Here is a 12,644-nt window from a genome sequence, read left to right as displayed (position 1 = left end):
CCTTCGCGGCGCAGGAAGCAGCGTTGGGATGGCTGATCAACGCCTACATCCTCCCGGTCGCGATCCTGCCCCCTTCCTGGGGGTGCTGGCTGAACGGTGCGGTCGGCGTCGGGTTTTCACCTGGGCCTTGTGGCTCTTCACAGCCGGGTCCGCAGCAGCCGCCCTGGCCCCCGGCATTTCGCTGCTGATCGTCGCCCGCCTGGTGCAGGGTGTCGGGGCTGCGGCGATCACCCCGCTCAGCCTCACCCTCGTGACGACAGTGATTCCACCACGGCGCCGCCCTGTGATGCTGGGCGTGTGGGGGTCCCTGGGGGCTGTCGCGATCGCTGTCGGCCCGCTCGTAGGGGGAGCTGTGCTGATGTGGGGTGGCTGGCGGCAGGTGTTCTGGCTGAACCTGCCCCTCGGGTGCATCCTGGCCCTGGCCGCACGCCGCTGCCTGCCCGAGCATGCCAAACCTGCGGCTGAGGCGCGCGGGCGCCCATCGGGGCATGCCCCCCGTCGGCTCCTCGGCCGCTTGCCGGGCCGGTCTCGTCTGTGGCACGTACATGCCTGTGGCTTTCTTCTTCACGCCGCGGTATTCGGCACGGTGCTCTACCTGGTCCAGTTCCCTCAGGAAGTGCAGGAACAAAATGCCTGGGAGGCCGGGTGGAGGATCCTGCCCTGGACCGCGCTGCCTGTGCTGATCGCGCCGCTGGCGGGCGTCGTGATGGGGCGATCGGGCGCTCGAGCGGTACTTGCGGCCGGATGCGCGCTGACCTCTGTGAGCTGCCTATGGTTCGCACTGGTACTCGAGCCGGGCACCCCGTACCTGGCACAGTTGCCGGGTCTGGTGGCGGGCGGCGCCGGAATGGCCTTGTACTTCACCGCTGCCCCTCAGTCCTTGGTCGATCAGGCGCCGCCTGCCCGCCTGGACGTGGCTTCCGGCTTCAACACCTCGGTACGTGAAGCCGGTGCGATGATAGGCGTCGCGATCGCGTCAGTTCTGTTCGCCCAGCACGCTGCAGTCTTGGGCCCGGTGAGCTTCACCAGCGGGCTGACCGCCGTATGCTGGGCAGGCGCTGCTCTCGCTGCGGCGGCGACAGCAGCTGCCGTCCTCGTGCCGGCCAGTGCGGCCTCGACCGGTACCGCTCCGGCACCGACCGAGGAAGTTACTGAACGGCTCAACTGTTGATCGAGTCGATGAGTGGCACGGTCAGCCGCAGCGACGACGGTTCGATGATGAGAGCGGCGCCGATCGGGTTCTCGCTGATATAGCGGTGGTCGAGGGTGTCGAACACGAGGCCAATGCGATGCCCGGCGGGGATGTTCCACGCAGTGGCTGGCAGGCGCACCGTGAATCGGTGCCCCTCGCCCGGCCGCCGGCCCCAAAAGGTGTACGGGGCGTGTGTGAGCAGCCGTGCGGTACCCAGGGGGCCGATGTCGTAGAGGTGGGCCACGACGGTGCCCTGGGCGGTGCACGGGATCAGGGTGCCCTCGACGAGCGCATGGCCGCGCAGCTCTGCGGGCGCCTGGTGGGAGCCGCTGGTGAAAGTGGCTGCCGTCGGGGCCGTCAGCAGCGGCCAGGCAGTCACCGGCGGGGCTCCGGCGGCGTCAAGGGGCCCTGAGACGGGAAAGGGACCGGATTCAGCAGCCGAGGGAAGACCAGCCACCAACCTCCCTTTCCCAGGCTCGGCCGTGAGCGGCACCATCCGGGACGCCTGCTGCAGGACTGCCCAGCTTGAGTACTCCTCCAAGGGACCACCTGTTCGTGGCTGCAAGACGACCGTCGGCTGGTGCGGCCGCCACCTGCGGCCGTCACCGGGGTCACGCACATGATGCCGCAGCCACAGCATTGCCTCCTCCCATGCCTGCGGCCGGCCCGCGATGCCGGTGGAGGCCGTGTGGCTGTCGGCGTGCCCGCCCGGGTACATGCGCAACGTTTTAGGTCCGGTCAACTGGTCCAGAAAGGCGCCCGTCTGCCCGGCCGGCACGATCGGGTCATCCCATTCGCCCACCATGAAGACCGCTGTCCGGTTGCGATTGAGCCCGGTGGTGTGAGCGGCGGGAGAGCGCTGCCTCACCCAGGGATCGGATTCGTCCAGCCCTTGGGACACCGCCTGGTCGAATGCCCGTTCAACCTCGGGACCATAGCGGCCGTCCACACGGCCGAACAGTTCCTGGAACAGCACCACACTCGCCGCCCGGGTGCCGTTGACGCGGAAACCGCCGGACAGCTCAGCCCACCCGGACAGTGCGACGACCGCCTTGATCCGGGCGTCTTGTGCGGCGGCGTTCAGGGCGATCACTGCACCGTAGGAAGCTCCCAGCGCACCGATGCGCCCGTGGTCGGCTGCTGTGTGGGCGAGGGCCCAGTCCACGACACGAGAGGCATCCGCGACATCGGCACGCCCTGCCAGATCCGCGTACCCGCCGGACGCACGAAACCCGCGCGGGTCGTAGGCGACCACGACATACCCTGACCTCGCCAGGGCCCGGTAGCGACTCACGTGTGTCACATGATCGAGCGGCAGACGAATCCAGGGCCCCGGGACGACCAGCAGCGGGTGAGGACCTGATATGGCCGGCTCGTACACCGTCGCCGCCAGCCGTGTCCCGTCCGCCCCCTCGACCGTGTCCCTTCGGACCTCGACATCAAGCTGCTCTCCCGCACCGACGTCCGATTCGGTACCTGTCAAGCCGCTCTGGGTGGCCCCGGCTGGGGCCGGGCACACCAGCGCAGCCAGAACGGCGGCCGCCACCGCCATGCGGAGACGGCCGCTGCCACGGGCCTCAGACGTGGAGATCAACGCGCGGCCAACGGACAGTCGGCCAACACCTTCTCCACGACCTGCGCCGCCGCCGCCGCACCGCCGGCGGCCTCGATCTCCTCCCGCATCCGCGCCACCGCCCCGGCAACACGCTCATCTGAGCCCAACGCCAGCACTGCTTCACGCAGGGCGTCAGCGGTAACCTCCTCACGCGGAAGATACGTCCCAACTCCCAGGTCACGAACCTGCTCGGCATTCACCCGCTGCTCTGCCATCTGCGGCACCACCACCATCGGAACCCCCGCCGACAGCGCCTCCATCACACTGCCCATGCCGCCATGGGTCACGAACACCGAAGCCGCCGCCAGCACGTCCATCTGTGGTACCCCGGCATACACTTCGACCCCCGCCGGCACAGGACCGATCCCCGTCCGTGCGACCTCTTCACCCACACTCAGCACCACATGACGGCCCGGCCCCGCAAGCGCCTCTACACAGGTTCGATAGAACTCTGGACGCCGGTTGAACTGCGAGCCGAGCGATACGTACACCACCTGCCCGGCTCCCTCCGGCGCCCGCCACCTGCCCTGAAAGGAACGGTCACCGATCACCGGTCCCACCCAGTGCACCTCACCAGCCCTGACGGTGTGCGCCCGCCGTTGGAAGCGCTTGGGGAAGAACGCGACACACCGCGGCGGCGCGAGCGTCAGCGCATGCACACCACCCGGGACACCGAAGCTGGCCAGCGCCTGCGCCAGTTCCGGAAAGCCGGGGATCAAGGAGATGTCCGCAAGCCCGAAGAAGTCCTGAACCAGCCCGTCGTACGGGATGTGTGTCGGTGCCAGCTGCACCACCGGAATCTTCCACTGCGCAGCCAGCAACGGGCCAGCCCACGCGTAGACGTCGTACAGCACCACATCCGGCCGGTCGCCGGCGTACGCAGCCTCCAACTGCGGCAGCGCGCCCAGATTCACCCCCAGCACGCCCGTCACCCCCTGCGCCATGTCCTCCGGCGCCTCGCCCTGCGGCGGCGAGTCGTATACAACCGGCTCAGCCCCCACCGCACGCACCTGAGACTCGAACTCGGGCGTCACCGCGTAACTCACGCGATGCCCCCGATCCACCAACTCCCGTACCACTCCCAAGGTCGGCACGACATGCCCGGCCATCGGCACATTGAACACCGCAACATGCGCCCTACCCGGCACCGAAACAGCGGTTGACTCCATCACGCACTCCAGTCAGTCCCAGTGCACGGCATACAACCGCACCACAAGATGAACGCACCGCTTAACGCCGCGCCCACCCCATTTGGAAACGCCGCAAACTTCGATTGCACCCAATCGAGTCAGACGCAGCAGCCCGGCGGCCCCGGCGATTCCAGGTCTGCTTGGCTTTCCCTGGATCAGGCACGTCGGCGGAATAGGCCACGACGCCTGCCCGACTTCCGCTCCCGGTCACCCCTCCGCAACCGGCTCCGACGGTAAGGGATGAACTTTCCCCGTGATGCTGGACACTCCGTACTTACGCCGCGAGGGCGTGTCCTTGCTCGTGTCGCTGCCTGATCTCCAGCGGGGTCAGGCAAGCCCCAGTGCGGGTGTTTTCGCGGCCGCCTGCGGTTGCGGAAGGTCTCGATGAGGGCGAAAATCTCGGCGCGGGCGGTGGCCCGGTCGGGCCGGCGGCGGGTGCCGATCTCCTCCTTCAGGACCGCGAAGAAGGACTCGGCGGCGTTGCCGGAACATGACCCTGTTCTTCCCATGCTCTGCCGCAGCCCCGACCTGCGCATTTCTTCCCGTAGTCCTTCGGATGTGCACTCCGAGCCGCGGTCGGAGTGCGCGACGCAGCCGGGCCGGAGCCGGCCGCGGCCGACAGCCATCGCCAGCGCGCCGACGACCAGGCTCGCCCGGTGGTGGTCGGCCATCGAGTAGCCGACGATCTCGCGGGTGGCCAAATCCAGCCAGGTCGCCGGGTAGAGCCAGCCCTCGTCGGTGGCGATGAACGTGATGTCGCCGGCCGGCCGCGTGCCGGGCTCGAGTGCGGTGAAATCGCGGCCGAGCAGGTCGACCGCCGGCACGGCCCGCTTCGCCGGACGGGTCGGACTCCGGTGCCTGCGCCGGGTGCCCCCGGTGATACCGCGCTCGCGCATGACCTGCTCGATCCGCTTGTGGTTGACCCGGCGGCCGAGCCGGCACAGGGCGGCGCGGATCCGGGGGACACCGTAGGTGTGCCGGGAGGCGACGTGCAGCACGGTGATCTCGTGGGCCAGGGCGTCGTCGGCGGCCTGTCCCACCCGGCGGGCCGGCTCGCCGGATCGCCAGGCGTAGAAGGAGGACCGGGCCACTTTCAGCAGCCGGCACAGCAGAGCAACGGTGTGGGTGGTCTTCTCCGCCTCGATGGACGCGTACACCCCGGTCATCGGTCCCTCTCCTTCGCGAAAAAGACCGCGGTGAGGTCAATGGGTCGGTGCAACATCCCAGGTAGAACGGCTGCTGGAGGTGTTGCTGGGTGGCGAGAATCGGGCGTCCGGGGCTGTCGGACGAGCAAAAGCGTGAAGTGTGGCGACGATGGCGGGACGGGCAGTCGCTGAGCGAGATCGGGCGTGCGCTGGGCAAGGTGCCCGGGTCAATCCACGGAGTGGTCGCGGCGAACGGCGGATTCGTCCCGGCGGCCAGGGCCCGATCGGCCGGAGTGCTGTCGCTGGCGGAGCGGGAGGAGATCTCCCGGGGTCTGGCCGCTGGCGACTCCTTCCGGGCGATCGCGGGCCGGATGGGGCGGGCACCGTCCACGGTCAGCCGCGAGGTGGGGCGTCACGGCGGACGTGAGAAGTACCGGGCCGCTCACGCGGACGAGGGGGCCTGGGACAATCCCCGGCGCCCGAAGTCCTGTTTGCTGCAACAGAGTCCGGCCCTGCGGGACACGGTCGCGGGCAAGCTGAAGGAAGACTGGTCACCGCGTCAGATCGCAGGCTGGCTCGCCCGCACCTTCGCGCCCGAGGACGGTATGTACGTGTCTCACGAGACGATCTACAAGAGCTCGTTCATCCAGGCCCGAGGCGTACTGAAGAAGGAGCTCGTCTGGTGCTGTCACGTTGGCTGTCCGGGTGGGGTGATCTTCGGGTTGGTCGTGGTGGAGGGGGAGCGCCCGTGGACAGTGCGCCGTCGTACAGGGGGCACCGGTATCCGGTCGAGGTGATCTCGCACTGCGTGTGGCTGTACTTCCGCTTCCCGCTCGGTTTCCGGGAGGTCGAGGAGCTGATGCTGGAGCGCGGCGTGATCGTCTCGTACGGGACCGTCCGGCGCTGGTGCCTGAAGTCCGGTCAGCAGTACGCCAGCGGCCTGCGCCGCCGACAGCCTCGGCCCGGCGGCAAGTGGCATCCGGACGAGGTCTTCATCGAGATCAGCGGTGAGCAGGAATATTTGTGGCGGGCTGTGGACCAGGACGGGAGGGTGCCCGGCATCCTGGTGCGGAGCCGCCGGGACACGGCTGCGGCCAGGCGCTTCTTCCGTACGCTGCCGACGAAGACGGGCGGGGCGGGGCGGGTGACCGTCACGGACGAGCTCCGCTCCTGCGGCGCGGCCCACCGCGAGGTCGTGTCCTCCGCCCCGCACCGTTGCCACAAGGGCCTGGACAACCGGGCCCAGAACAGCCACCAGCCCGCCCGGCAACGAGAACGGGCGATGAAAGGCTTCCGCGGCGTGGGCGCCGCGCAGCGGTTCCTGTCCGCGTTCAGCGGCATCTCACCCCACTTCCGCCCCCCCGCCGCCACCTGATGACCGGCACCCAGCACCGCGCCGAGACGACCGTCCGCCTCACTGTCTGGGAGCAGGTCACCGGTGTCACCAGCTGGCCTGTCACGGCCCGAACCCAGAGCCGGCACCCGGCCCCGCCACACCTCGACACGCCGCCAGACACCCGCACACCCCACAACGTGACAACGCCGACATGGTGTCCCGACCAGCGGAACGTCCGCCACGGCTGGGCCTCCCGCAGCAGCCCGAGCGGCACCGATAGCCACTCCTGGTCCTCCACCACGGACTCGTCACCACGCCGGAAACTCAGCCATACCGGCGCGGCTACCGCTGTACCCATGGACCCCTACCCCCGCGTTTCCCGAGACGGCCCCGTCGGCTGTCGAACGCAGGGGCCCCGGCCAGGAACGCAGACGACGGCCAGGACGCTTCTGTACCCAAAGAGGGGAACTACTTGATCACGGGGCATAAATTCCGTCCCCGTGTCCTTTCGGTCACTCGGTGGACATCGCCGGTGGGAAAGGGACACCGGATCTGGGATCCCACACGTCCACGGGCAGCGGTTGCCTTCTACGGTTCCGCTGGCTGCATGGGGCTCATTCCAGGGCAGTGGTTTCTGCTTGAAGAAGGCCGCCGTACGGACCCGCCGCTCGCGCCTGGGGACGGGGACCGCTGGCCGATTCCTTCGTCGGTAGGCTAGTACCGGGCTGTCAACGTCTTTGAAGGTCCCAGGAGGCCCGCCGATGCTCTCTTCGAACGGGTAGGAATCAGGGAAGTGGAGCACAGCGGTGGCGCGAACTGGACTGGGCAAGGCGGTGTCCCTCGCCCGGGAGATCGCCGAGGACGTTCTTGCCCCGCAAGCGGCGACGGTGGACGCGGAGCGTCGGTGGCCACAGAAGGGCATCTTGGCGCTGCAGTCCCGGTTGGGCGGGCTGGTGGTGCCCGAGAGCTACGGCGGAATGGGCCACGGGCTGCTGGCGGTGGCACAGGTCGGGGAGGCGACAGGACGGGCGTGCGCGTCGACGTCGATCTGCTTCGGAATGCATCTGGTCGCCTCGGCGGTGATCGCCGCGAAGGCCGGCGAGGAGCAGCAGGAGCGGTACCTGGTGCCGATCTCGGCCGGCGAGCACCTGACCACGCTGGCTCTGTCGGAGTCGGCCACCGGGGGTGAGTTCTGGCTGCCGCAGACGCGGATGGAGCGCAGCGGGCCCGACCGGCTGCGGCTGAACGGAACCAAGAGCTTTGTCACCAACGCGGGGCATGCCGACTCCTATGTCGTCTCCACGGTGGCGGCCGATCCGGGCACGCCGCCGGGCCAGTTCTCGTGCACGGTGGTCGACGTCGATACGCCGAACCTGGTGTGGGGGGCGCCGTGGCAGGGTTTCGGCATGCGCGGCAACGCCTCGCGCACCCTTGACCTCCGGGACGTGGAGATTCCCCGCTCACACTTGCTGGGCGAGGAGGGCGATGAGATTTGGTACGTGTTCAATGTCGTCGCCCCCTACTTCCTGATGGCGATGGCCGGCACCTATCTCGGGGTGGCCGCCGCGGCGCTGGAGGAAGCCCGCAGGCATCTCCTGCGGCGCCGGCACGCGCACAGCAACCGGGCGCTGGCCTCGCAGCCGGTCGTGCAGCACCGGTTGGGCTCGATGTGGGCCCAGGTCGAGCGCACCCGGCGGCTGGTCTACCACGCGGCTGCGGAAGCCGAGACCGGTGGCGCCGAGGCACTGGCCGGGCTGGCGTCCTCCAAGGCCGAGGTCACCGAGGCCGCGCAGGCGGTCGTCAATGACGCGCTGTCCCTGGTCGGTGGGATCGGCTACGGCGAGAGCTCGCCGTTGCACCGGCTCCTGCGCGACGCGCGTGCCGCGCATGTGATGTCCCCCGTCACCGACGTACTGCGGATCTGGACCGGTCGGGCCCTGCTCGACCAGCCCCTGCTGGAGGAATGACGGTGACTGGCATGCCACGACCCCGTGTACTGATGGTGGGGGTGGTCCCCGAGGTCGCAGGGGCTCTGCGGACAGAGCTCGCCCCAGTGGCCGACCTGCAGGAGGTCGCCGCCGAAGAGGTCGTCTCCTATAGCCGGGGTGTGCCTGGTGAGCGGCATCCCACACTCGTGGTGCTCGGCCGGCAGCTGCCAGCACCGGTGGGTCTGGTGCACGCGGTGCGCCCGCATGCGGGTGACCTGACGGTGATCGCGGTCTCCACACCCGTCACCGCCGCGAAACTGGCCACACTGCCCCTGCTGTTCTCTTCCGATCAGGCACGACAACTGCCGGCCACCCGGGTCGACCAGTTGCCTGACTTGGCGCGGGAGATGCTCCAGTCCATGGCTCGCCGGCATACCTACACGGTGGGACTGGCCGCAGCCCAGCGCCAGCTCACCTCGGGCGCGGGCCTCAGCCGACAACTCGGTGACCACCTGTTTGGCGAGTTCCTCACCCAGGCGCCCGTGGGCGCGCTCATGCTGGACGACGAGGGCGCGCTGGCCGCCTGGAACCACAAGGCCGCCGAGATCCTCTCCCTGATCGATTCGGGTTCGCTGGGTCGCCCGCTGGCCGCCTTCTTCCCTTCCGGTGTCCAGGCCGAACTGGCGGGCCATATCGCCGCCCCGATCCGGCAGCGTCCCGTTGCCCCGGACAGGGTTTTCGAGCGCCTGCGCCCCGATGGCAGTGACCAGGCCCTGCGCCTGGCACCGCAACAGGTGCTCGACGCCGAAGGGCGAGAGCGCACCCTGCTTCTTGTCGAGGACGTCACCGCCCGGCTGCACGCGGAGCGGCTGCTGGCCGAACGCACCAGCCAGGCCCTGCTCAGCGCGGAGGTCGCCGCCGCCATCACCGCGCCCGGCCCGCTCGACGAGCGGCTGGACCGGTGCATGCAGGCCGCCGCGAAGCGACTGCACGCCACGTTCGTCTGTGTGTGGACCGTGGAGTCCTCCAGCGGCAGGGTTCAGCACGTGGCCTGTGCCGCAGCGGACCCTGGCCAGGGCGACCCGCAGGACCACGTAGTCTCCGTTCAATCGCAGGTCCAGGACATCGCCGCACAGCGTCGCCGCCACCTCGGCACGCCCGGCGACGGGGAAGCCGGGTTCGTCGGTTACCCCTTGATCTCAGGCGGCGAACTGATAGGCGTCCTCTCCTTGGCCACCTCACCGAAAGCACCGGCCACGACAGCAGACGTCCTGCGAAACATCGCCGACCAGATCGCCGTGGGCATCCAGCAAGACCGCCTCCTCAACCGTTTGCGCTCCACCGCCCAGGCACTGGAAAAGCCCTTGCTGCCCCCGCACCTGCCCAAGCTGCCGGGCTTCGACCTCGCTGCCCGCTACCGCCCCTTCGGCAGCGGCCTGCAGATCGGCGGCGACTTCTACGATGTCTTCACCGCCCCCGACGGCCGCCACGTCCTGGTCCTGGGAGACGTCTGCGGCAAAGGCCCCACGGCAGCCGCCATCACCGGCCTGGTCCGCCACACCCTGTGGACCGCGGCCCAGCACACCCCCGACCCCGCTCACGTTCTCACCCTCGTCGACCACGCCCTCAGACGCGAGAACACCCCTTTTTGCACCCTCGTCTACGCCGTACTGGACCCCTCCCCCACACCCGCCCGCCTCCACTTGGTCGCCGCCGGTCATCCCGCACCCCTGCTGCGCCACGCGGATGGCACCACCAGGCTCCTGAACGTACGCGGCCCGCTACTCGGTGCATTCGGCGACGTCCAGCACCCGGTAACAGAAATCGATCTGTGTCCCGGGGACACCCTGATCCTCTACACCGACGGCTTCACCGAAGGAGCAGGCCCCTACAACCAGCGCGAACCCGAAGATCTCGCTGCCATCACCGCCAAACATCAGCTCCCCGCGGGAACGGAACGTCCCGCCGACCACATCGCCGCCGCCCTCATGGACGAGGCACACACCTGGTGGGGCCCGCACCTGCGCGACGACCTGGCCATCCTGGCCCTCACCGCTGTATGACCACCGTCGAACCACCTTCGACGCGCTCAGCCTGGCGGACACGACCGGCGCGCGGCCGGTTGCGTGCCCAGCACTTGGGCGTGGGATCGGTGTCCGGGCGGTGCGCAGCGCCGCGGGGCCGGCGATGGCCGGTACGTCTCGAATGCCTCGCGCCGTCCGACCGCCTTGTCGTCGTCCGCGGCTGGGTTCACCGGCGACGTAGCCGCCGTGGTGCCGACCGGGTCGAGGGCTCGCAGCTTCAGGCGTGGTGCCCCGACGGTGGCGAGGAAGTCGCCGTCGGCGGCCGGGGACGGCTCAGGCACGACTGGCCAAGCCCGTGGCAGCGTGGCTGCAACTGCGGTCGGCCGGTGGGCCGGGTGTGTGGCGGTCGGCCGCGTCGGCGAGGAAGGGGCGTGATGCCTGGAGGCGCCGTCCGGTAGCACGTCACCCCGCTCACCTGGTCGTATCAGTCCACAGGTGCCGTGTCCGGGGGCGGTGCATTCGGGTGAGACACCGGTGGCGGGGACAGTGCCGCGGCGGTGGGGCGTGGTCCGCGGGGGAAACTCACCGGGTGAGTGATGAGAAAGCAACTTCCGTCTCGGGGCCCGGTCGTCGCAGTGTGCTGGCCGGTATGGGCGCGGCCGCGGTTCCGGCCTTGGCTCTTTCCGCCGGGCCCGCCGCCCATGCCGACAGCCGGGCAGTTCCTGTGCCTTCTCCCGCCGGGCAGCACCGGGGGCGCCCGAAAGTGGTCTTCGGCCAGGTGCTGCACTTCCTCAAGGACCCCGGGGAGGTGCCCGACCCGGCGGCGTGGGAGGTGTTCGAGGACGGGGCTCTTGCGATCACAGCTGACGGGAAGGTCGCCTACGCGGGACCGGCCCGCGCTCTGCCGCAGCACCTGGCGGGTGCCGAGCGGGTCGATCACCGTGGGCGGCTGGTCGTGCCGGGCTTCGTCGACACCCACATCCATGCCGCGCAGGTCGACGTGATCGCCTCCTACGGCAAGCAGCTGCTGGAGTGGCTGGAGACCTACGTCTTCCCCGCGGAGGCGAAGTTCGACCGGGCAGCGCACGCCAGGGCGCTGGCCGGGTTCTTCCTGGACCGGCTGCTGGCGGCCGGCACCACGACCGCGACCGTGTTCCCCACCATCCACCCCACGTCGGTGGACGCGTTCTTCGAACAGTCCCGGCAGCGGGGCCTGCGCATGCTGTGCGGCAAGGTGCTGATGGACCGCGAGCCCTACGCGCCGGCCTATCTGCGGGACCGCAGCGTGGACCAGGCCGAGCAGCAGACCCGTGAGCTGATCGAGCGCTGGCACGGCAAGGACCGCCTGGGCTACAGCATCACCCCGCGCTTCGCGCCGACCTCGACCGAGCGGATGCTGGCCATGACCGGCCGGTTGCTGCAGGAGGACCGCAGCCTGTGGCTGCAGACCCACGCGGCGGAGAACAAGGACGAAGTGGCGCTGGTGAAGAAACTCTTCGGCGGCCGCTCCTACATCGACGTCTACGAGCGCTACGGCCTGCTCACCAAGCGTTCCCTGTTCGCCCACTGCATCCACATCGACACAACCGACCGCAAGCGCCTGGCCGCGGCCGGCTCGTCGGTGGCCTTCTGCCCCACCTCCAACCTCTTTCTGGGCAGCGGTCTGTTCGACCTGCGCGCGGCCCGCGGGAGCAAGGTGACTGTCGGGCTGGGCACCGACGTCGGCGCCGGCACCAGCTACTCCCTGCTGGCCACCCTGAACGAGGCGTACAAAGTCACCGCCCTGCGCGGCCGCAGCCTGTCCCCCTACCGCGGCTTCTACCTCGCCACCCTCGGCGGCGCCCAGGCCCTGGACCTCGACCACGTCATCGGCAACTTCCGTGTGGGCAAGGAAGCCGACTTCACGGTCCTGGACTTCACCGCCACCCCCACCCTCGCCCGGCGCACGGACGTCGCCAAGGACTTCACCGAGCGGCTCTTCGCCCTGATGATCCTCGGCGACGAGCGGGCCGTCGCCGCCACCTACGCCCAGGGACGCCTGGTCCACGACCGCGACAACGACCCCGCCCTTCTCGGATGACCCCCTTGCTCCCGGCGGCCTGAAGGCGACGCAGCGGTGCAGGCGCAGCCCTGCCGGCGCGGGCAGCCACCACCCGGCAGCCCGGCAGCCTCAACAGCCTGGCCGTGGCGCTGTCCGCCGGCAGCCCCGCCAAC

The 12,644-nt window shown here is 69.6% G+C and carries 8 protein-coding genes and 1 pseudogene; 6 read left to right on the top strand and 3 right to left on the bottom strand.

Annotated elements, in window-relative coordinates; translation table 11 throughout:
* The first annotated feature begins 28 nt into the window (after positions 1-28).
* Complete coding sequence (locus BN1555_RS36690; RefSeq protein WP_093804250.1) at positions 29-1,171, top strand: MFS transporter; 1,143 nt, start codon at positions 29-31, stop codon at positions 1,169-1,171.
* Here the strand turns inward: BN1555_RS36690 and BN1555_RS36685 are convergent.
* The 3 genes from BN1555_RS36685 to BN1555_RS36675 form a co-directional block, all read right to left on the bottom strand.
* Complete coding sequence (locus BN1555_RS36685) at positions 1,161-2,744, bottom strand: CocE/NonD family hydrolase (RefSeq protein ID WP_141662988.1); 1,584 nt, start codon at positions 2,742-2,744, stop codon at positions 1,161-1,163. The two genes, BN1555_RS36690 and BN1555_RS36685, sit on opposite strands and share 11 nt — an antisense overlap.
* Positions 2,745-2,782: 38 nt before the next feature.
* Entirely contained in the window at positions 2,783-3,976 is a 1,194-nt protein-coding gene (locus BN1555_RS36680) for a macrolide family glycosyltransferase (RefSeq protein WP_093804248.1), read from the bottom strand.
* 176 nt (positions 3,977-4,152) lie between these two features.
* A complete protein-coding gene (locus BN1555_RS36675) occupies positions 4,153-5,163 on the bottom strand; it encodes an IS3 family transposase (protein WP_093804247.1) in 1,011 nt (336 codons plus the stop codon).
* Positions 5,164-5,360: 197 nt separating this feature from the next.
* On the opposite strand from BN1555_RS36675, the gene BN1555_RS36670 reads away from it, so the two are divergent.
* From BN1555_RS36670 to guaD, 5 genes and pseudogenes are all read left to right on the top strand, one after another.
* Positions 5,361-5,939, top strand: a complete 579-nt coding sequence (locus BN1555_RS36670) for a helix-turn-helix domain-containing protein (protein ID WP_255306575.1) — start codon at positions 5,361-5,363, stop codon at positions 5,937-5,939.
* Positions 5,891-6,585, top strand: a pseudogene (locus BN1555_RS36665) (IS6 family transposase); the annotation flags it as partial. The gene BN1555_RS36670 and the pseudogene BN1555_RS36665, both read left to right, overlap by 49 nt.
* 699 nt (positions 6,586-7,284) lie before the next feature.
* Positions 7,285-8,445, top strand: a complete 1,161-nt coding sequence (locus BN1555_RS36660) for an acyl-CoA dehydrogenase family protein (RefSeq protein ID WP_093804245.1) — start codon at positions 7,285-7,287, stop codon at positions 8,443-8,445.
* Positions 8,446-8,456: 11 nt separating this feature from the next.
* The gene (locus BN1555_RS36655) at positions 8,457-10,469 is read left to right on the top strand and encodes a SpoIIE family protein phosphatase (RefSeq protein ID WP_176710375.1); all 2,013 of its coding nucleotides are present in this window, start codon (positions 8,457-8,459) and stop codon (positions 10,467-10,469) included.
* A gap of 685 nt (positions 10,470-11,154) precedes the next feature.
* A complete protein-coding gene (guaD, locus tag BN1555_RS36650) occupies positions 11,155-12,510 on the top strand; it encodes a guanine deaminase (RefSeq protein ID WP_255306559.1) in 1,356 nt (451 codons plus the stop codon).
* Positions 12,511-12,644: the final 134 nt, after the last annotated feature.

Source organism: Streptomyces sp. Wb2n-11, assembly GCF_001049855.1.
Taxonomy (GTDB): domain Bacteria; phylum Actinomycetota; class Actinomycetes; order Streptomycetales; family Streptomycetaceae; genus Streptomyces; species Streptomyces altiplanensis.
The sequence above is the reverse complement of the archived record's forward strand: the minus strand, read 5'-3'. Positions and strand labels throughout refer to the sequence as shown.